At 69.8% G+C, this 19,541-nt stretch carries 18 protein-coding genes; 10 read left to right on the forward strand and 8 right to left on the reverse strand.

Annotated elements, in window-relative coordinates:
* Nucleotides 1-71: 71 nt before the first annotated feature.
* The gene (locus OG223_RS36600) at nucleotides 72-1,070 is read right to left on the reverse strand and encodes an aldo/keto reductase (RefSeq protein WP_329258086.1); all 999 of its coding nucleotides are present in this window, start codon (nucleotides 1,068-1,070) and stop codon (nucleotides 72-74) included.
* A 76-nt stretch (nucleotides 1,071-1,146) separates the two neighbouring features.
* Between OG223_RS36600 and OG223_RS36605 the strand changes: the two genes are divergently transcribed.
* The 6 genes from OG223_RS36605 (at nucleotide 1,147) to serA (ending at nucleotide 11,088) form a co-directional block, all read left to right on the forward strand.
* On the forward strand, nucleotides 1,147-2,094 hold the full coding sequence (locus OG223_RS36605; protein WP_329258089.1) for a 2-hydroxyacid dehydrogenase: 948 nt from the start codon (nucleotides 1,147-1,149) through the stop codon (nucleotides 2,092-2,094).
* Between the two features lie 446 nt (nucleotides 2,095-2,540).
* Complete coding sequence (locus OG223_RS36610; RefSeq protein WP_329258092.1) at nucleotides 2,541-5,519, forward strand: putative bifunctional diguanylate cyclase/phosphodiesterase; 2,979 nt, start codon at nucleotides 2,541-2,543, stop codon at nucleotides 5,517-5,519.
* Nucleotides 5,520-5,756: 237 nt separating this feature from the next.
* Nucleotides 5,757-7,610 carry an acetolactate synthase large subunit gene (locus OG223_RS36615; RefSeq protein WP_329258095.1) on the forward strand — a complete coding sequence of 618 codons (1,854 nt, stop codon included), beginning with the start codon at nucleotides 5,757-5,759 and terminating at the stop codon, nucleotides 7,608-7,610.
* A gap of 20 nt (nucleotides 7,611-7,630) precedes the next feature.
* Nucleotides 7,631-8,158 (forward strand): acetolactate synthase small subunit, encoded by a 528-nt coding sequence (gene ilvN / locus OG223_RS36620; protein WP_329258098.1) that lies wholly within the window; start codon nucleotides 7,631-7,633, stop codon nucleotides 8,156-8,158.
* 111 nt (nucleotides 8,159-8,269) lie between these two features.
* On the forward strand, nucleotides 8,270-9,268 hold the full coding sequence (ilvC, locus tag OG223_RS36625) for a ketol-acid reductoisomerase (protein WP_019068660.1): 999 nt from the start codon (nucleotides 8,270-8,272) through the stop codon (nucleotides 9,266-9,268).
* Between the two features lie 230 nt (nucleotides 9,269-9,498).
* Nucleotides 9,499-11,088 (forward strand): phosphoglycerate dehydrogenase, encoded by a 1,590-nt coding sequence (serA, locus tag OG223_RS36630; RefSeq protein ID WP_329258101.1) that lies wholly within the window; start codon nucleotides 9,499-9,501, stop codon nucleotides 11,086-11,088.
* Between the two features lie 111 nt (nucleotides 11,089-11,199).
* Here the strand turns inward: serA and OG223_RS36635 are convergent, their stop codons facing one another.
* Nucleotides 11,200-12,771 carry an MFS transporter gene (locus tag OG223_RS36635; RefSeq protein ID WP_329258104.1) on the reverse strand — a complete coding sequence of 524 codons (1,572 nt, stop codon included), beginning with the start codon at nucleotides 12,769-12,771 and terminating at the stop codon, nucleotides 11,200-11,202.
* Nucleotides 12,772-12,868: 97 nt separating this feature from the next.
* On the opposite strand from OG223_RS36635, the gene OG223_RS36640 reads away from it, so the two are divergent.
* A complete protein-coding gene (locus OG223_RS36640) occupies nucleotides 12,869-13,444 on the forward strand; it encodes a TetR/AcrR family transcriptional regulator (protein WP_329258107.1) in 576 nt (191 codons plus the stop codon).
* Here OG223_RS36640 and OG223_RS36645 read toward each other — a convergent pair.
* From OG223_RS36645 to OG223_RS36665, 5 genes are all read right to left on the reverse strand, one after another.
* Entirely contained in the window at nucleotides 13,395-14,645 is a 1,251-nt protein-coding gene (locus OG223_RS36645) for an MFS transporter (protein WP_329258110.1), read from the reverse strand. The two genes, OG223_RS36640 and OG223_RS36645, sit on opposite strands and share 50 nt — an antisense overlap.
* Nucleotides 14,646-14,689: 44 nt before the next feature.
* The gene (locus tag OG223_RS36650) at nucleotides 14,690-14,824 is read right to left on the reverse strand and encodes a hypothetical protein (RefSeq protein ID WP_329258113.1); all 135 of its coding nucleotides are present in this window, start codon (nucleotides 14,822-14,824) and stop codon (nucleotides 14,690-14,692) included.
* 26 nt (nucleotides 14,825-14,850) lie between these two features.
* Nucleotides 14,851-15,999, reverse strand: coding sequence for a methyltransferase domain-containing protein (locus tag OG223_RS36655; protein ID WP_329265665.1), 1,149 nt, complete (start codon nucleotides 15,997-15,999; stop codon nucleotides 14,851-14,853).
* 74 nt (nucleotides 16,000-16,073) lie between these two features.
* On the reverse strand, nucleotides 16,074-16,343 hold the full coding sequence (locus OG223_RS36660) for a DUF7848 domain-containing protein (protein ID WP_329258115.1): 270 nt from the start codon (nucleotides 16,341-16,343) through the stop codon (nucleotides 16,074-16,076).
* Nucleotides 16,340-16,525 carry a hypothetical protein gene (locus OG223_RS36665; protein ID WP_443073777.1) on the reverse strand — a complete coding sequence of 62 codons (186 nt, stop codon included), beginning with the start codon at nucleotides 16,523-16,525 and terminating at the stop codon, nucleotides 16,340-16,342. Before OG223_RS36665 ends, OG223_RS36660 begins: the two co-directional genes overlap by 4 nt.
* Nucleotides 16,526-16,718: 193 nt before the next feature.
* On the opposite strand from OG223_RS36665, the gene OG223_RS36670 reads away from it, so the two are divergent.
* The gene (locus OG223_RS36670) at nucleotides 16,719-17,546 is read left to right on the forward strand and encodes a helix-turn-helix domain-containing protein (RefSeq protein ID WP_329258118.1); all 828 of its coding nucleotides are present in this window, start codon (nucleotides 16,719-16,721) and stop codon (nucleotides 17,544-17,546) included.
* Nucleotides 17,543-17,752, forward strand: a complete 210-nt coding sequence (locus tag OG223_RS36675; protein WP_329258121.1) for a DUF397 domain-containing protein — start codon at nucleotides 17,543-17,545, stop codon at nucleotides 17,750-17,752. Before OG223_RS36670 ends, OG223_RS36675 begins: the two co-directional genes overlap by 4 nt.
* A 42-nt stretch (nucleotides 17,753-17,794) precedes the next feature.
* On the opposite strand, the gene OG223_RS36680 is transcribed toward OG223_RS36675, so the two are convergent.
* A complete protein-coding gene (locus OG223_RS36680) occupies nucleotides 17,795-18,292 on the reverse strand; it encodes a WD40 repeat domain-containing protein (RefSeq protein ID WP_329258124.1) in 498 nt (165 codons plus the stop codon).
* Between the two features lie 797 nt (nucleotides 18,293-19,089).
* On the opposite strand from OG223_RS36680, the gene OG223_RS36685 reads away from it, so the two are divergent.
* The gene (locus tag OG223_RS36685; RefSeq protein ID WP_329258128.1) at nucleotides 19,090-19,377 is read left to right on the forward strand and encodes a DUF6355 family natural product biosynthesis protein; all 288 of its coding nucleotides are present in this window, start codon (nucleotides 19,090-19,092) and stop codon (nucleotides 19,375-19,377) included.
* The last annotated feature ends 164 nt before the right edge of the window (nucleotides 19,378-19,541 follow it).

Genomic DNA, 19,541 nt, shown 5'->3' on the forward strand with positions numbered 1-19,541 from the left:
CCGATCACAGCGCACCGACGCACGATCGAGCCGTGGCGTGCGGGGCCGGGTCCGTCGCCGCCCCGCGGAGCTCAGTCCCAGGACCCCCGAGCCGCGGGCAGCCCCGCCACCTCCGCCAGGTCCTCCGTCGTCAGGCACAGGCCCGCCGCCCCCGCGTTCTCCCTCACCCAGCGCTCCCGCTTCGTGCCCGGTACCGCCACCACATGCGCCCCCTGCGCCAGTACCCACGCCAGGGCCACCTGGGCCGGGGTCACCTCCGGGCCGTGGCGGCGGGCCACGCGGCGCAGGCCGGCGATGATCGGCTGGTTCGCGGCGGTCATCTCGGCGGTGAAGCGGGGGTGGCGGGCGCGGATGTCGTCCGGTTCGAAGCCCTCGCCCGGGGTCAGGGTGCCGGTCAGGAAGCCGTTGCCGAGGGGCATCGCCGCGAGGAAGCCGACGCCGCGCGCCGCGCACCATGGGAGCAACGCGTCCAGGGCCTCCGGTGACCACACCGACAGCTCGGCCTGGACCGCCGTGACGGGGAACACCTGTTGTACGCGCTGGAGTTGGCGGATCGTTCCGTCATGGAGCCGTGCCCCGGGGCGGCGCGCGGAGCGGGCGCCGACCGCGCAGATCCCCAACGCCCGTACTTTTCCGGCCTGTACGAGATCCGCCATCGCACCCCACGTCTCCTCGACGGGGACCTCGGGGTCGGCGCGGTGCAGTTGGTAGAGGTCGATCACGTCCGTCTGGAGGCGGCGGAGCGACGCGTCACACGCGCGTTTCACGTAGCCGGGACGGCCGTTGGCCACGATGTGCTGTTCGCCGACCAGCAGGCCGACCTTCGTCGACACGAACGCGTCCCCGCGCCGCTCCCTCAACACCCGCCCCAGCAACAGCTCGTTGGTGAACGGGCCGTACATGTCGGCGGTGTCCAGCAGCGTCACACCCAGATCGAGCGCCCGGTGCACGGCCCTGACCGACTCGTCGCCCCGCCGACGCGACCCGCTGTACGCCCAGTTCATCGGCATGCAGCCGAGTCCGACGGCTCCCATGGCGAGCGACCCCGCGCCGATCGTCCTGCGCTCCACCTGCTCGTGACCCTCCCTCTTCCGGCCCCCAAACCTAACCTCTGCACGCGCGCGTGCCTGACATAGCCTCCTGACCATGACTGTTGACGTGTGGCTGCCCATCCCGCCGGAGGAGATCGCAGGACTTCCCGAGGGGCCCGACTACCTTTTCTGGGACGGAGGTGAGGACTTCCCCGCGGACCCGGCCGACTGCGCCTTCTACGTCGTGCCCTACATGAAGAGCAGCGAGACCGGCGTGCGGCCGCTGCCGGCGATGGGCTCCGTGCAGGTCGTACAGACGTTGTCGGCCGGTATCGACCATGTGCAGCCGGGGCTCAAGTACCTGCGCCCCGGTGTGCAGTTGTGCAACGCGCGTGGGGTGCACGAGGCCAGCACCGGTGAGTTGGCGCTGACGCTGATCCTCGCCTCGCTGCGGGGCGTCCCCGACTTCGTGCGGGCGCAGGACAAGGGGGAGTGGCTCGGCGGGTTCCGGCCCGCCCTCGCCGACCGGTCCGTTCTCATCGTCGGCTACGGGTCCATCGGTTCCGCCATCGAGGACCGGCTCACTCCCTTCGAACTCGCGCGGGTGGCGCGGGTGGCGCGCTCCGCGCGTACCACCGCGCGCGGGCCGGTGCATCCGCTCGCCGAACTGCCCGCCCTGCTCCCGGAAGCGGACGTCGTCATCCTCTCCACGCCCCTGAACGAGACGACCCGGCACCTGGTCGACGCCGAGTTCCTGGCCCGGATGAAGGACGGGGCGCTGCTGGTCAACGTGGCCCGGGGCCCCGTCGTGGACACCGAGGCGCTGCTCGCGGAGCTCGAACGCGGCCGTATCACCGCCGCGTTGGACGTCACCGACCCCGAACCCCTGCCCCAGGGGCACCCGTTGTGGCAGGCGTCCGGCGTGCTGATCAGTCCGCATGTCGGCGGGCCCACTTCGGCGTTCATGCCGCGCGCGAAGCGCCTGATTGTCGACCAGTTGGGGCGATTCGTGAACCGGGAGCCGCTGCGCAACGTGATCCTTACGACAGGACCGACGGGGTAGTCGTAACAGGGGCTCGATCCGCTTCCGGCACCCTCCGCAACTCTCCGGAAGCGGGGCGTGCACGCATCTCCGCTGGTCGTCACGGAGCGTAGAGGAACTATGTCCCTGAGTGACGAGACTGGTGTATCGTCCCGGCAGGGGCTGCGCCGCGCACCGTTCGGCGCCGGGGATGGACATTTCAGACTGTGAGGGGGGCGACGGGCGATGCACGGCCTATGGACGAGCGATCCGACGCGGCGGGGCCGCCGACGGCGACCCTGGCGCGCCGCCGCGGGCAGACGCGGCCACCACGGCGATCACAGCGGTCACGGCAACCACAGCGGTCATGGTGGACAGCACAGCCACCACGGTCATCATCACCGCAGGCCCAACAGCCGCCGCAGGCACGCTCATCCAGCGCACCGGGGCCCGCGGGACCCGGGAGCGACGCGGACCGGGAGGGACCGGTGAGTTCGCCACCGTCTCCGACGACCACCCTCAACGGGGCGCTCCGGGACCGGACTTCGCCGGGAGCGCGGCAGCCACGACCGCCGGGATCCGGCGGCGGATGGAGCCTGGTCCAGCAACTCGTCCTGGCCCTGGTGTGCGCGGGATACGCCGTCGGTTCCGCGCTCGACTGGGGGTCGGCCCAAGTCGCCCTGATCATGGGCGACTTCGGGCTCAGCGCGGCAGCCGGTACCGCCGCCGTCTCGTGCTTCCGCTACGCGCGCAGCCGCCGTATCCGCTTTCGGCCCGCCTGGCTGCTGTTCTCGCTCTCCTCGGCGATGGCGGCGCTGGGCAACGGGGTGTGGGGGTGGTACGAGGTCGTGCTCCAACGGCCCGTGCCCAGCCCCAGTTTCGCCGATCTGTTCTTTCTCTGCTTCGCGCCGCCCGCCATCGTCGGGCTCCTGGTCCTCGCCAAACGGCCCGTCACCAAGGCCGGTTGGGTCTGTCTGGCCCTTGACGCCTGGCTGATCGGCGGCTCGCTGCTGACGCTGTCCTGGAGCCTCGCGCTGGCCCAGGCCGCCAAGTTCGACGGGCCGAGCGTGGCCCACACCGCGCTGTCGCTGGCGTACCCGCTGCTCGACATCGCGCTGGTCAGCATGGTGCTCGCGCTGCACTTCCGGAGCTCCTCGGTCAACCGCACCGCGGTGAACACCGCGATCGGCGCGCTGGCCCTGACGGTCATGTGCGACGCCCTGTTCACCTCGCCGCTGCTCCACAACAACTACCACTCGGGCCAGTTGCTCGACGCGGGCTGGTTCGCCGGCTCCCTGCTCCTCGCGTACGCCCCGTGGGCCGCGCCCCGGCACACCCGGCCCGAGGACGACGGGCACACGCGCGTGGTGCACGAACACCGGCCCGGACAGCGGACCGGCGTCCAGCACCAGGCCGCCGCGCCGGGCGCCGACCAGGGGCGGTATCCGGCCACCCGCCCCATCTCCGGTTCGCTGGCCGCGCTCACCCCGTATCTCGCCGCCGCCGTCTGCACGCTGGGGATTCTCTACAACGTCCTCAACGGCCGCAGCCCCGACCGCGTGGTGCTCATCACCGCGGGCTGCGTGGTGCTCGCCCTCGTGGTGCGCCAGGGCATCATGCTGATCGACAACATCACCCTCACCCAGGAACTGGCCCAGAAGGAGAACCACTTCCGCTCCCTGGTGCAGGGCTCCAGCGACGTCATCATGATCGCCGCTCCGAACGGCATCCTGCGCTACGTCTCCCCGGCCGCCGCCGGCGTCTACGGCAAGCCCGCCGAGGAACTGGTCGGGACCGAACTGGCCTCGCTCATCCACCCGGAGGACCTGGGCTGTGTGGTGCACGAGGTGCGCCGCTTCCTCACCGCGAACCCCTACGAGGAGTCCACGACCCGCATCGAGTGCCGCTTCCGGTCCGGCGACGACGGCTGGCTGAACGTCGAGTCGACGGTCAACCGCCACCACGGCGGCCTGATCTTCAACAGCCGGGACGTCACCGAACGCGTGCGCCTCCAGGCGCAGTTGCAGCACAACGCCGAACACGACCCGCTCACCGACCTGCCCAACCGCGCGCTGTTCACCAAGCGCGTCCAGCAGGCCCTCTCCGGCCGCCGCTCCACCGACCGCGGCACGGCCGTCCTCTTCATCGACCTCGACGGCTTCAAGGCCGTCAACGACACCATCGGCCACCAGGCCGGCGACGAACTCCTCATCCAGGCCGCCCGCAGGCTCGACGGCGCGGTCCGGCACGGCGACACCGCGTCCCGGCTCGGCGGCGACGAGTTCGCGGCCCTGATCGTCGGCGACGGCACCCGGGACCGCGCCGCCCGCGAGCGGCACATCATGGAGCTCGCGGACCGCCTGAGAATCACCCTGTCCCAGCCGTACCTCATCGACGGCAACGATGTCCGCGTCGCCGCCTCCATCGGCGTCTCCTTCGCCGAACCGGGCCTGGGCGCGGGGGAGTTGCTGCGCAACGCCGACCTCGCGATGTACCGCGCCAAGGGGGCGGGCAAGGGCCGGGTCGAGCTGTACGCACCGCAGATGCAGCAGGACGTCGTACGGAAGGCGGAACTGGCCACCCGGCTGCGGGCCGCGCTGCACGACGGGGAGTTCGCGCTGCTGCACCAGCCCGTGGTGTCGCTGGTGGACGGCCGGATCGCGTCGGTCTCCACGCAGGCGCGCTGGCGGTCGTCGCAGGGCGTGCTGTTCACGCCGGCCGAGTTCCTGCGGGTGGCCGAGGACAGCGACAAGACCGCCGAGCTGGGGCGCTGGATGCTGGAGGAGGCCGTGGAGCAGGCCGCCGAGCGGACCGCGACCGGCCTCGCCGTGTCCGTCGCCGTGCGGATAAGTGCCCGGCGGCTGCTGGACAAGTCGATGCCGCTCGGCTCGATCGAGGCCCTGCTGACCCGGCACGGACTGCCGTCCGGTTCGCTGGTGATCGAGCTGTCCGACACCGACCCGCGGGTCTCCCTGGACGAGCTGGAGCGCCGGCTGACGGCCCTGCGGCGGCTCGGTGTCCGGATCGCCCTCGACGGCTTCGGCAGCGGCTACGCGGCCATCACGACGCTACGGCGGCTGCCCGTCGACGTACTGAAACTGGACCGCAGTCTGGTCGAGGGCGTCGTCGAGTCCGCGCGGCTGCACAAGATCACCAGTGGGCTGCTGCGGATCGCCTGCGATCTCGGGCTCCAGTCCGTGGCCGACGGGGTCGATCTGCCGGAACAGGTGGTCGCCCTGCGCGCGATGGGCTGCACGCACGGGCAGGGCATGGCCTTCTCCGCGCCGCTGGACGAGTACCGGCTGCGCCGGGCCCTGTCCCGCGGTCACTATCCGGTGCCGCACGGCCCGGCCGAGCCCGCGTTCGCGGGCGGCGCCCTGGGGGTGTACACCAGTGGTGTGCCCGCGGTTTTCGGTGGCGGAACGGCCCTCCGTTCACATAATGAGACTCCCGTCCCACCCACTTGACAGTGGATGCGTGCCGGGGGGAGGGTCATTGCCATGCGCACCCGAATTCTCGTACTTGGAAAGCGCGTCGGCTGACGCTGGTGACCTCCGGACGGACCCGGAACTCCCAGCGACCGCACCCGGCGCGCTCCCCTCGCTTGCCTCACGGCACGAGGGGTTTTTTGTTGCACAGGAACCAGTCGTGCAGCAGCAGAACCCCGCACAAACCTCGCAAAAACCCTCAGCATCGAGAAGAGAATGACGATGACCGAGCAGGCCACCGGGGCCCATCCGCAGCCGCGGCCCCGATCCGGAGGACAGCCGTCCGCCCCCGAGCACGTCACGGGCGCGCAGTCCCTCATCCGCTCTCTTGAGGAAGTCGGGGCCGACACGGTATTCGGCATCCCCGGCGGTGCGATCCTTCCGGCGTACGACCCGCTGATGGACTCGACGCGGGTGCGTCACGTGCTGGTCCGCCACGAGCAGGGCGCGGGCCACGCGGCCACCGGTTACGCGCAGGCCACCGGCAAGGTCGGCGTCTGCATGGCGACCTCAGGGCCCGGCGCCACCAACCTGGTGACCCCGATCGCCGACGCGCACATGGACTCGGTGCCGCTCGTGGCGATCACCGGGCAGGTCGCGTCGAAGGCGATCGGTACGGACGCCTTCCAGGAGGCGGACATCGTCGGCATCACGATGCCGGTCACCAAGCACAACTTCCTGGTCACCAAGGCCGAGGACATCCCGCGCGTCATCGCGCAGGCCTTCCACATCGCCTCCACCGGCCGCCCGGGCCCGGTGCTGGTCGACATCGCGAAGGACGCCCTCCAGGCGAAGACCACCTTCTCCTGGCCGCCGGTCATGGACCTGCCCGGCTACCGCCCGGTGACCAAGCCGCACGCCAAGCAGATCCGCGAGGCCGCCAAGCTGATCACCGCCGCGAAGCGGCCCGTCCTCTACGTCGGCGGCGGTGTCCTCAAGGCACACGCCACCGCCGAGCTGAAGGTCCTCGCAGAACTCACCGGAGCGCCCGTCACCACCACACTGATGGCGCTCGGCGCATTCCCCGACAGTCACGAGCTGCACGTGGGAATGCCGGGCATGCACGGTGCGGTCACCGCCGTCACCGCGCTGCAGAAGGCCGACCTGATCGTCGCCCTCGGAGCCCGCTTCGACGACCGCGTCACCGGCAAGCTGGACAGCTTCGCGCCCTTCGCGAAGATCGTCCACGCCGACATCGACCCGGCCGAGATCGGCAAGAACCGCGCCGCCGACGTGCCGATCGTCGGGGACGCCCGCGAGGTCATCGCCGACCTGGTGCAGGCCGTGCAGAAGGAGCACAGCGAGGGCCACACCGGCGACTACAGCGCCTGGTGGAAGGACCTCAACCGCTGGCGCGAGACCTACCCGCTCGGCTACGAGCAGCCCGACAACGGCTCGCTCTCCCCGCAGCAGGTCATCGAGCGCGTCGGCCAACTCGCCCCGGAGGGAACGATCTTCGCGGCGGGCGTCGGCCAGCACCAGATGTGGGCCGCGCACTACATCCAGTACGAGAAGCCGGCGACCTGGCTCAACTCCGGCGGCGCCGGGACGATGGGCTACGCGGTCCCGGCCGCGATGGGCGCCAAGGCCGGAGCGCCGGACCAGACGGTCTGGGCGATCGACGGCGACGGCTGCTTCCAGATGACCAATCAGGAACTCACCACCTGCGCCCTGAACAACATCCCGATCAAGGTCGCCATCATCAACAACGGCGCCCTCGGCATGGTCCGCCAGTGGCAGACCCTGTTCTACAACCAGCGCTACTCCAACACCGTGCTGCACAGCGGCCCGGAGGCCGACGGCAAGCAGCCGAGCGCCGGCACGCGCATCCCCGACTTCGTCAAGTTGTCGGAGGCGATGGGCTGTTACGCGATCCGCTGCGAGTCCCCCGACGACCTCGACAAGGTCATCGAGGAGGCGAACTCGATCAACGACCGCCCCGTCGTGATCGACTTCATCGTCCACGAGGACGCCATGGTGTGGCCGATGGTCGCCGCCGGCACCTCGAACGACGAGGTCATGTTCGCCCGGGACGTCCGCCCCGACTTCGGCGACAACGAAGACGACTGAGCGAGAGAGACGAAAGAGAAATGTCCAAGCACACGCTCTCCGTCCTGGTGGAGAACAAGCCGGGTGTCCTCGCCCGGATCACCGCCCTGTTCTCCCGGCGCGGCTTCAACATCGACTCCCTCGCCGTCGGCGTCACCGAGCACCCCGACATCTCCCGCATCACGATCGTGGTGAACGTGATCGAGGCACTCCCGCTCGAACAGGTCACCAAGCAGCTCAACAAGCTCGTCAACGTGCTGAAGATCGTCGAACTGGAGCCGGGTTCCGCGGTTCAGCGCGAACTCGTTCTGGTGAAGGTGCGCGCCGACAACGAGACGCGCTCCCAGATCGTCGAGATCGTCCAGCTCTTCCGCGCCAAGACCGTCGACGTCTCCCCGGAGGCCGTCACCGTCGAGGCCACCGGCTCCAGCGACAAGCTGTCCGCCATGCTCAAGATGCTGGAGCCGTACGGCATCAAGGAGCTGGTCCAGTCCGGCACGATCGCCATCGGCCGCGGCGCCCGCTCCATCACCGACCGCTCGCTGCGCGCGCTCGACCGCTCCGCGTAGACCCGTGTGCGGGCGGCCCCGGCCGCCCGCATTCCGAGACCCCCGAACTTCGATTCCGCCCGCCGTCATACGGTGGGACGCAACACCTGCACACCAAGGAGAGAACCCAAAGTGGCCGAGCTGTTCTACGACGCCGACGCCGACCTGTCCATCATCCAGGGCCGCAAGGTCGCGGTCATCGGCTACGGCAGCCAGGGCCACGCCCACGCGCTGTCGCTCCGTGACTCGGGTGTCGACGTCCGAGTCGGTCTGCACGAGGGCTCCAAGTCCAAGGCGAAGGCCGAGGAGCAGGGCCTGCGCGTGGTGACGCCGTCCGAGGCCGCCGCCGAGGCCGACGTCATCATGATCCTGGTGCCGGACCCGATCCAGGCCCAGGTCTACGAGGAGTCCATCAAGGACAACCTCAAGGACGGCGACGCGCTGTTCTTCGGTCACGGCCTCAACATCCGCTTCGACTTCATCAAGCCGCCGGCCGGCGTCGACGTCTGCATGGTCGCCCCCAAGGGCCCGGGCCACCTCGTCCGCCGCCAGTACGAGGAGGGCCGCGGCGTTCCGTGTATCGCGGCCGTCGAGCAGGACGCGACCGGCAACGGCTTCGCGCTCGCGCTGTCGTACGCGAAGGGCATCGGCGGCACCCGCGCCGGCGTCATCAAGACGACCTTCACCGAGGAGACCGAGACCGACCTGTTCGGTGAGCAGGCCGTCCTCTGCGGTGGTACGGCCGCGCTGGTCAAGGCCGGTTTCGAGACGCTGACCGAGGCCGGTTACCAGCCCGAGATCGCGTACTTCGAGTGCCTGCACGAGCTGAAGCTGATCGTCGACCTCATGTACGAGGGCGGCCTGGAGAAGATGCGCTGGTCGATCTCCGAGACCGCCGAGTGGGGCGACTACGTCACCGGCCCGCGGATCATCACGGACGAGACCAAGGCCACGATGAAGCAGGTCCTCGCGGAGATCCAGGACGGCACCTTCGCGCGTGAGTGGATGGCCGAGTACCACGGTGGCCTGAAGAAGTACAACGAGTACAAGCAGAAGGACGCCGAGTCCCTGCTGGAGACCACCGGCAAGCAGCTCCGCAAGCTGATGAGCTGGGTCGACGAAGAGGCGTAAGCCCGAAGGGCCGAGGGGCCGGAGCGAGCGCTCCGGCCCCTTTGTCCAACCCGTCCAGCCTCGGACGGGTGATCCTTCCGCAGAGGCGCAGGACGACTGTCGGAGCGCCACTACACTGCCGTACTAATACGCGTCAGGCCCACAGCGTCGTGCGTCTCCGCGGCTAGCCCCTCCACCGCCTGCGGCCGTCGGGACGGCCGTCCGCACGCAATGGACTTGTGAGGACTCACGTGAGCTCGAAACCTGTCGTACTCATCGCTGAAGAGCTGTCGCCCGCGACGGTGGACGCTCTCGGCCCGGACTTCGAGATCCGCCACTGCAACGGCGCGGACCGGGGCGAGCTGCTCCCCGCGATCGCCGACGTGGACGCGATCCTGATCCGTTCGGCCACCAAGGTCGACGCCGAAGCGGTCGCCGCCGCACGGAAGTTGAAGGTCGTCGCACGAGCCGGCGTCGGCCTGGACAACGTGGACGTCTCCGCCGCCACCAAGGCCGGCGTGATGGTCGTCAACGCCCCCACCTCGAACATCGTCACCGCCGCCGAGCTGGCCTGCGGTCTGCTGCTGGCGACCGCACGCCACATCCCGCAGGCCAACGCCGCGCTGAAGAACGGCGAGTGGAAGCGCAGCAAGTACACGGGCGTGGAGCTGGCCGAGAAGACCCTGGGTGTGGTGGGTCTGGGACGCATCGGCGCCCTCGTGGCGCAGCGCATGTCCGCGTTCGGGATGAAGGTCGTCGCCTACGACCCCTACATCCAGCCCGCGCGGGCTGCCCAGATGGGCGTCAAGATCCTGTCGCTGGACGAGCTGCTCGAAGTCTCCGACTTCATCACCGTGCACCTGCCCAAGACCCCCGAGACGGTCGGTCTGATCGGCGACGAGGCGCTGCGCAAGGTCAAGCCGACCGTGCGCATCGTCAACGCCGCGCGCGGCGGGATCGTCGACGAGGAGGCGCTGTACTCCGCGCTCAAGGAGGGCCGCGTCGCCGGCGCCGGCCTCGACGTGTACGCGAAGGAGCCCTGCACGGACTCCCCGCTGTTCGAGTTCGACCAGGTCGTCTCCACCCCGCACCTCGGCGCCTCCACGGACGAGGCGCAGGAGAAGGCCGGTGTCTCGGTCGCCAGGTCGGTGCGCCTCGCGCTCGCCGGTGAACTCGTCCCCGACGCGGTCAACGTCCAGGGCGGCGTCATCGCCGAGGACGTCAAGCCCGGCCTCCCGCTCGCCGAGAAGCTCGGCCGCATCTTCACCGCCCTCGCGGGCGAGGTCGCGGTCCGGCTCGACGTCGAGGTCTACGGCGAGATCACCCAGCACGACGTCAAGGTGCTCGAACTCTCCGCGCTCAAGGGCGTGTTCGAGGACGTCGTCGCCGAGACGGTGTCGTACGTCAACGCTCCGCTGTTCGCGCAGGAGCGGGGGGTCGAGGTACGGCTGACGACCAGCTCGGAGTCGGCCGACCACCGCAACGTCGTCACCGTGCGCGGCACGCTCGGCAGCGGCGAGGAGGTCTCTGTCTCCGGCACGCTGGCCGGTCCCAAGAACCTGCAGAAGATCGTCGCGGTCGGCGACTACGACGTCGACCTCGCGCTCGCCGACCACATGGTGGTCCTGCGGTACGAGGACCGGCCCGGGGTTGTCGGCACGGTCGGTCGTGTCTTCGGTGAGGCCGGGATCAACATCGCCGGGATGCAGGTGTCGCGGTCGGTGGCGGGTGGCGAGGCGTTGGCCGTGCTGACCGTTGATGACACGGTCGCGGCGGGTGTGCTGGCGGAGGTGGCCGAGGAGATCGGCGCGACGTCGGCTCGTTCGGTGAACCTGGTCTGAGGTTCCTGTCTGATGTCGCCGACTGACGTTGCTGTCTGACGTTTCACGTGAACGCCGGGTGGGCTGAGGAGATGATCCTCAACCCACCCGGCGTTTCTGTGTAGTTGGGGGTCACGCCTCCGCCTTCTGCGGCTCCGCCGCGGCCGGATCGGGTGTCTGGGCCTGGATTCCCCGCAGGGTCCGCGCCGCCGCGAAAGCGGCCCCCAGCAGCAGCACCGCCCCCGCGATCGCCGCCCCGTGCATGCCGTCGGTGAAGGCCTCCCGGGCGGTCGCGGTCAGGGCGTCTCCCGTGCGCCCCGGTAGCTGCCGGGCGACGGCGAGGGCGCCGCCGAGGGTCTCGTGGGCCGGGGCGGGGGCCGAGGCCGGGATGCCGTGGCGGTAGACGGCCGTACCGATGGAGCCGAGGAGGGCCATGCCGAGCGCGCCGCCGAACTCGGCTCCCGTTTCCATCAGTGAGGACGCCACGCCCGCCTTCTCCACCGGCGCGCTGCCCATCGCGAGGTCCATGATCTGGGACATCACCATGACGATCCCGGAGGCGAGGACACCGGCCGCGGCCAGGGCCGGCCACAGCGAGTCCGTGCCGACCAGGGCGAGCATGCCGTAGCCGCCGGAGGCGAGGGCGAAGCCGGCCGCGACGACGTAGGCGCGGTCAACTCCCTTCTGCACGAGGGTCGTTGCCAGCGGGGCCGCCATGCCGATCGGCACCGAGGGGAGCAGCGCCCACAGGGCCGCCTCCATCGCGCTCTTGCCGAGCACCGACTGCAGGTACTGCGTGGTGAAGAAGGCCGAGCCCATCATGCCGAAGGCGGAGACGAGGTTGAGGACGACCGAGGGGGCGAAGCCACGACCGCGGAAGAGGGTGGGGTCGATCATCGGGGAGGCGGCGGTGCGCTGGCGGTGGACGAACAGGGCCGCGAAGAGCAGGCCGACGGTGACCGAGACGACGTACTGGACGTGCCAGCCCTCGGAGGGGATCTCCTTGAGGCCGTAGATCACGGGCAGCACGGCGGCCAGCGACAGCGGGACGCTCGGCCAGTCGAAGCGGCCGGGGGCGGGGTTCTTGGACTCGGGGAGCAGGAACGGGCCGATGAGCAGGAGCAGGGCCATCGCGGGCAGGTTGATCAGGAAGACCGAGCCCCACCAGAAGTACTGGACCAGGACACCGCTCAGCACCGAGCCGAGCGCGACGCCGGCGGTCATCACGCCGGACCACAGACCGATCGCCTTCGCGCGCTGGCCGGGGTCGGTGAACATCGTGCGCAGCAGCGCCATCGTCGAGGGCATCAGGGTCGCGCCGCCGATGCCGAGGACCGCGCGGGCGGCGATCAGGGTCTCGGCGCTGTTCGCGTAGGCCGCGATGAGGGACGCGGTGCCGAACGCCGCCGCGCCGATCAGGAGGAGCCGGCGGCGGCCGATGCGGTCGCCGATCGAGCCCATCGTCATCAGCAGGCCGGCCAGCACGAAGGCGTAGATGTCGAAGATCCACAGTTGCTGGGTGCCGCTGGGTTCCAGGTCGGCGCTGATCGCCGGGATGGCGAAGTAGAGGACGGAGACGTCCATGGAGACCAGCAGCAGCGGCAGCATCAGGACGCCGAGGGCGGTCCATTCGCGGCGGCCGGCAAGGGAGTTGGGGGTGCCCACGGGGTTCGTCGCGTTCGTCGAGCTCGGTGAGTTCGTCATGAGAGCGAATGTACGCACGTCCTAAACGCTTGTCTAGAACGTTTGTATAAATCGTGCGTCTAGGACGGCTGTATGGATCGGCGGTAGGGTGGCGGGCATGGGACACCGTGAGGATCTGCTCGAAGGCGCGAAGCGCTGCCTGCTGGAGAAGGGGTTCGCGCGGACGACGGCGCGCGACATCGTCAAGGAGTCGGGGACCAACCTCGCGTCCATCGGCTATCACTACGGCTCGAAGGACGCGTTGCTCGCGCAGGCGTACGTGTCACTGGTGGACGGCATGTCCTTCGAGTGGGGTGACCGGCTGGAAGGGGTGCCGGGCTCGCTGGAACGGTTCAGGGAGGTGTGGTCGAACGTCGTCGCCTCTCTGCGCGAGCCGGGCTCGATGTGGCGGCTCAGTGGGGAGATCATGGCGATGGGTGACCAACTGCCGGAGGTTCGCGACCAGTTGTCGCTCGCGCAGCGGGAGGGCGGCCGAGGACTGGTTGCGCTGCTCATGGGCGTACCGGAGGAGGAGGTGTCGGACGAGACCGCCGACACGCTCGGCGCGTTCTACATGATCGTGATGTCCGGGCTCATCATGCAGTGGACCTTCGACCCGAAGACCGCGCCGGACGCGGAGCACCTCACCGAGGGGCTGCGCCAGGTGCTGGAGAGTGCTCGGAAGACACCCTGACCCGCCGGTCCCGCAACGCCGGTGCCACCGCGCCCAGCATCAACAACGCCGTCAGCGCGAAGGCCCACGGATAACCGGTCAGGCCGGCCGTGACGCCGAAGCCGGCCGCGCCGAGGCCCATTCCGCCGTCGTAGGCCAGGTTCCACAGGGCGCTGACGGTGCCGTACGAGGCGGCGGAGACGCGGGTGTACATCACGGCCAGCGTGGCGTTCTGGGTGATGCCGAAGCCGGCGCCGAACAGGGCGGTGCCCGCAACTACGGCTACCGGGTGGGTGGTTGGCGCTATCACCAGGACGCCCGCCGCCGACAGGAGCAGGCCGGGCAGGACGAGCCGCGCGCTGCCGTGCCGGTCGCCGTGGCGGCCCGCGAGCCAGCGGGTCAGGGTCGAGGACGCGGGTTGTACGAAGAGGGCCACCGCGACGACTCCGGCCGACGCCGACGGGACGGCCAGCGGCAGGAAGGTGACCATGATGCCGGCGGCGGTGGCGGTGGCGGCGAAGACCAGGACGGGCCGGAGCAGGGCGCCGGTGTGCAACCCCCGTACAACACCCAGTGGTTGCTCGTTGCGCTCCGCCCGGTCCGGCAGTCCGAGGACGAAGGCGATCGCGGCCAGCGCGGCGAGGCCACCGGTGACGGCGACCGGGCCGTACCCGATCCGCCCGGTCAGCCACAGGCCCAGCGGCAGCGCGACCAGCGACGGCACACCGGACACCACGCCCACCAACGCGAGCCCCTCGCCCCGGCGTTCGTCCGGTATCAGCGACGCGGTCAGCGCCCCGCCCGCGACGATCGTCAGCGCGAAACCGAGCCCGCGCACGAAGCACACCGCGACGATCCAGGCGGCGTGCCCGGAGACGGTCAGCACCAGCGCCGGAGCCCCGAGCAGGAACAGCCCGGCGATCAGGGTCAGTCGATAGCCGAAGCGGCCGACGAGGCGGGGAGTCACCAGCTCCCCGAGCACCGTCGCGAGCATCAGCGAACCGGTCGCGAGCCCCGCCGCGCCTCCGCCGCCCCGCTCGGCCGCGTACGCCGGTACGACCGAGAGCAGCAGGAAGAAGCTGAGACTGGCACCGACCATGCTGACGAAACGGAGGAGGAGGGGGCGGGTGAGGAGCTGGGGGTGCGTGCGTGAAGTGGCGTGGGGGGATGGGGAGTTGGGTGTGGTGGGGGTGGGGTGGTCGGGGGGCGGGCCGGTCGTCATGCCGTCGACAGTAGAGTCCTGCCGGACCGGCGGGCAGCTCCAATTCAGGGGCGCTGGACCGGTCGGCCCCAGTGCGCCCAACTCGGGTTGAGCGGACGGGCGGTGCTGATCGACCTGGCGATCCGGGCGTGCTTGAGCAGTCCCCGCTGGGCGGCCTTCGCTCGCTGCTCCGGGGTCATCGCGACCTCCGCGGCCGTGACGGTGGCTATGACCGCGTCCCCATGGACGCGTGCCACTGCCCGCGCGACACATGGCACACACCGTCGGGCGTCATACGCACCGCCGCGCCGAGCAGCGGCAGTCCGCCCTCCGTGTTGAGCCGGTTCCGGATGCGTTCCAGGGCGCTCCAGAGTCGTTGCGGGCCGCCCTGGTGGACTTCCGGCGGGTCGGTCGACTCGGCGGACGCGCGGGCCCAGGAGCCGTCCGGGTGCACCAAGTAGGCAGTGTTCGTACGGCCGTTGGTCCCGTGGGCGAGTTCGACGCCGTGTGTCGTGATCTCCAGTATGGACCGGACTTCCCACGCGTTCGTCACGTCTACGACGGGGTAGCGGCCGGTGTTCGTCTCCTCGCTCTCCGCTTCGTGGGCGAGGGTGAACAGCTCGGTGAGAGCGGGCGGGTGGTCGTCGCCGGAGCGGGTGAGCATGAAACCCGCCATGTCCCGTTCGACGCGCCCGATCACCTCGCCGTTCCGGTTCTTCCACCCCGTGACGATCAGACACGTACGGGCGAGCGTGGTCGCGATCCGCCCGCCGGGCCTCAACGCACGCAGTACGGGCCGGAGTTGCGGACCGGGGGCAAGGGCGACCGTGGACACGATGCGGTCGTACGAGCCGGGGACGTGCCGGGTGGCGTCCGCCGTGATCAGCTTCGGGTGGTAGCCCATGGCCGCGAGGCGTTCCCCCGCGGCGCCGACCAGATACGGGTCGATGTCGAGACTCGTCACGCGGCCGTTCCCGAGGCGATGGCAGGCGTACGCGGTGAGGCCGCCGGCTCCGGTGCCGAGGTCCAGGAGGTCCAGCCCGTCCCCGAGCCGGCCGTGCCGCAGCATCCGTACCACCAGGCTCGGCAGGGTGGCGGACGACGTGGGCAACCCCTCGGGGTGGTCGTCGAGTTGGGCCTTGTCCGCGTGCGACGGGCCGACCCTGGTGACCAACGACCGGTCCGCGTAGGCGGCTTCCGCCCAGGCGCCCGGGTCGCTCGGTCCGTCCCGCAGAACCCATCGGCCCGAGTCGTCCACGGCCCACCAGCGCGGCACCAACGCGTGCCGGGCGACGCGGGCGACGGGTGCGAGCCACCGTGAGTCCGGGTCGGTCACCTGGTCCGCGAGGGCGGTCGCCCTGCGCTCCCAATCCATGTCCATCGCATCCATGTCCATCGCATCCATGGCCGTCTCGTCCATGGCCGTCTCGCCGAGCCTTTCTGTGGTGGTCACGTCGGGCCCTCCTCCCACATCACCCACGGGCGTTCGATCACCTCGGCGTAACTGGTGTGCCCGGGGTGTTCGCGCAGGTGGGCGAAGGCCCAAGTCTGGGGTTCCGTAGGGTCGTTGCTCGGGGTGGAGCGCGCGGCGCACTCGGTGTCGTCCGCGGTGGGCGCGAGGCAGCGGAAGGCGTACCTGAGGGGTGGGGCGCCGGTGTCGTGATCGGGCCGTAGCGTCCAGTTGACGAAACGGAACGTGCGGCGGATCGGGACGGTCACAGCACCTCACCCCGGCTTCGGGCGTTCGCGCGGGCGGTCTCGGCGCGGAGTCGTTGCTCGGGGGTGGGCGGCCGTACGTCCTCGGGGGCCACGGTCCACTCCGTGCCACCGGTGACCCGGCGCAGCGACCACGTCCCGCACCACTCGCCGCGGAACTCCCCGATCCGGCCCTGCGCGTCCACAACGAGGGTTCCGACAGGCGGAATTGGTGGATTCGGTGAAATCGGCGGAGGGGGCTCGGATCTCACGGGTACGTTCTCGTCGGGCACGGCCGCTCCTCTCCGTAGCGCTTCCACTACTCAGGGGGTTCAGCGTGACCGTCGGCGGGGAACCGTTCAACTTGTCGGACGGGAACGAAAGGTTGGTGAAGGTCCCTTGAACCGAAGGGAATTGGATCCCGACTCCTCACCTCAGGCCGCGTTCGGCGCGCGTCTGCGCAGGGCACGGGAGGAACGCGGCTGGACACAGGAGAAACTGGCCGAGGAGATCGGGTACTCCAGTACGCACATCTCGTCGGTCGAGGTCGGGCGCAAACTTCCTACCTTGCGTCTCGCGCGTAGTGCCGACACGGCATTAGGCGCCGGCGACATGTTCGAACGCGCCTGGCGCAAGGTGCGGCACGCCGGACTCCTCGAAGGATTCCCGCAGTTCATCGACCACGAGGCACAGGCCGCCGAGATCCGGCTCTACGAAGTCGGCGTCGTCCCCGGTCTGCTCCAGACACCGGAGTACGCGGCCGTCCTCGCGCAGGGCGCCGTCAGACGCGGAGCCATCACGGACGACCAGGCCGAGGAACGCGTCACCCTCGTCGCGGAACGGCAGGCCACGCTGGTGCGGACTCCGGCGCCGTTGATCTTCGTCGTGCTGGACGAGAGCTGCCTGCGTCGGCCGGTCGGTGAACCCGCCGTCATGAACGCCCAGTTGGAGCGCCTGCTGGAGTTCGCCGAACTGCCGAACACCGTGGTTCAGGTAGCTCCGTTCGCGATGGGGGAGCGGCGGCCGTTCAACTTGCCGGTCTATCTGCTGACTTTGCCGGACCGCTCGCTCGTCTCGTACGCAGAGTCCGCCCACCGAGGTCATCTGGAACGGGAAAGCGCATTCGTACTGCCGCTGCTCACGGCCTACCATCAACTACAGACCCATGCCTGCTCGCAGGCCGAAACCGTGGCCATGATCAGTCAGTTGAGAAAGGGCACCCCGTGACGACCGAAGCCCCGCAGTGGTTCACGTCCTCCTACAGCGACAACGGCGGCGCCTGCATCGAGGTCGCCACCAACCTCGTCGCCTCGCGCGGTGTGGTCCCCGTCCGTGACTCCAAGAACCCGGGCGGTCCGGTTCTCGGCTTCCCGGCAGGCGCCTTCGCTTCCTTCGTGACGAACGTGCGGACCGGAGGGTTCACCGCCGTCTGACCCCGACTCCGAAGCCCCACGAGCCTGTAGCCGTGGCAGAGCCTAGAAGCGGCTCACGTCCCAAATGCGTACCGTGCCGTCGGCGCTCGCGGTGGCGAGCCTTTCCCTGTCCGGGCTGAAGTCCAACGCGAGCACCGAGTCGTGGTGACCGGTCAGCCTCCCGACCCTGACCGGTTTACGCAGGTCCGTCTGCCAGAGCTGTACGTCGCCGCCGTACATGTCGGCGACGGCGAGGAGGGCGCGCTTCGGATGGAAAGCGCCGGTGCGCACCGAGTCGCCCAGGCTGTAGGAGTGGCGGTCCCAGCCGTTGCCGCGGTGGGGGCGTAGTTCACCGCGACCACGGCCGAAGAAGGCGAGGGAATCGCCGTTGGGGCTGGCGAGGAGGGCCCTAGGTTCGCCGATGTCGTACGTCCGGCCGGAACGCCAGACGTTCGTGGACGGGAGGTCGAGCTTGGGCTGTTTGGATTCGGGGGACGGGTACCGGCACGTTCCACCCGCGTCGCCCATGAGCGCGAGGCTGCCGTCGCGGAGGAATGCCATTCCTGTGAGGTTGGGGCCTCCACCATTGAATTCTTTGCGGCCCACCATCGTGTAGGCACCGCCCGGGGACGCCTTCCACACACCGATGTACGACGAATCGCTCCAGGCCACGTACTCGCCGTGGAGAGCCACCAGCGCGCTATAGACGTAACCGGTTGCACGATATGTGAGCGCCTGCTTCGGACCATCATCGGGCAGAGCCCAGACCTCCAGTCTGCCGGCCTCGCGAGCCGCCATGAGAAGCCCGCTCTCGGCGGAGAAGGCCAACGCCGTCTGCGCCCTCAGACCGCCGTCATACTCGCTCTTGCCCTCTTTCAAGCGGTCCGCCCGCACCGCGGTGTCTCCGCTCCACCAGCATGGACACCGCGAAGCCCAAGGACGACAGTCCGAGTACGGCGACGAGAACGTCGCGGACGATGCGACGTCGCGAACGACGCCGTGCGGAACCCGGTCCCAGAAGCACGCCAACATGCTGCCCGGCCGGTCCCGTTCATGTCGCCCCGCGTATCCACGACCGGATGACCGACGAGAATATTGCCACCGTCGATCCGCCGGCGTGGTAGATCCGACTCCTCGGGACGGTCGGAATCCGATCCTCGACCGTGGCACCGACCTCATGAGATGGCACCTCTAGCTGATCGCTGCGTGGGCGGCGCGGGTTACGGGGCAATGTCACCTGATCGGTGTGGCGACAAATCGATTCCCCGGGTGAATGGCTCGGCGTTCCACCGGCCGCAGCGGTTCGCGCGGCGATCGTGGGGTCGGTATCCGACTGATCGCCGATCAAGGAGTCCCCTATGCGAGTTCGTCGTGTCGTGACCAGCGCCCTCGGTGCCGTAGCGCTCGTGCTCACCTCTCTCGGCACGGTGGCCGCCGCCGGCCCCGCGTCCGCCGGCCCGTGCGGCTTCTACAAGACCAGTACCGACGCCTACTACCGCCACTGCACCACCGACGGCTCGCATGTCGTCATCAAGGTCAAGGTCGCCCTGGCCCGCGACCACGAGCTGTGCGTCAGGCCCGGCACGACCTGGCTGGGCTCCGCCCGGAAGATCCAGGGCGCCTACTACGTCGGTCGGACCTGCTGATCAGCGCTTCCGTCCCGTTGCCCACACACCGCTCGGAGCGAGGAGCAGGCAGTGAACGTACGTAAGGAACAAGTCCGGCGCGAAGGGCTGCGCGGACCGCTCCTACCGCTCCCCGCGGTCGACGTCTCGACCGGCCAGGACCCGGCGCCCGGTCCGGCCCAGTG

Source organism: Streptomyces sp. NBC_01478 (assembly GCF_036227225.1).
In the GTDB taxonomy this organism is placed as follows: Bacteria; Actinomycetota; Actinomycetes; order Streptomycetales; family Streptomycetaceae; genus Streptomyces.

Excerpts from the sequence above, each read along its gene's own strand:
- OG223_RS36605 (WP_329258089.1), top strand. The coding sequence starts at position 1,147 with ATGACTGTTGACGTGTGGCTGCCCATCCCGCCGGAGGAGATCGCAGGA.
- OG223_RS36615 (WP_329258095.1), top strand. The coding sequence starts at position 5,757 with ATGACGATGACCGAGCAGGCCACCGGGGCCCATCCGCAGCCGCGGCCC.
- ilvN (WP_329258098.1), top strand. The coding sequence starts at position 7,631 with ATGTCCAAGCACACGCTCTCCGTCCTGGTGGAGAACAAGCCGGGTGTC.
- OG223_RS36635 (WP_329258104.1), bottom strand. The coding sequence starts at position 12,771 with ATGACGAACTCACCGAGCTCGACGAACGCGACGAACCCCGTGGGCACC.
- OG223_RS36640 (WP_329258107.1), top strand. The coding sequence starts at position 12,869 with ATGGGACACCGTGAGGATCTGCTCGAAGGCGCGAAGCGCTGCCTGCTG.
- OG223_RS36645 (WP_329258110.1), bottom strand. The coding sequence starts at position 14,645 with ATGACGACCGGCCCGCCCCCCGACCACCCCACCCCCACCACACCCAAC.
- OG223_RS36650 (WP_329258113.1), bottom strand. The coding sequence starts at position 14,824 with ATGACCCCGGAGCAGCGAGCGAAGGCCGCCCAGCGGGGACTGCTCAAG.
- OG223_RS36655 (WP_329265665.1), bottom strand. The coding sequence starts at position 15,999 with ATGGATTGGGAGCGCAGGGCGACCGCCCTCGCGGACCAGGTGACCGAC.
- OG223_RS36680 (WP_329258124.1), bottom strand. The coding sequence starts at position 18,292 with ATGGCATTCCTCCGCGACGGCAGCCTCGCGCTCATGGGCGACGCGGGT.
- OG223_RS36685 (WP_329258128.1), top strand. The coding sequence starts at position 19,090 with ATGCGAGTTCGTCGTGTCGTGACCAGCGCCCTCGGTGCCGTAGCGCTC.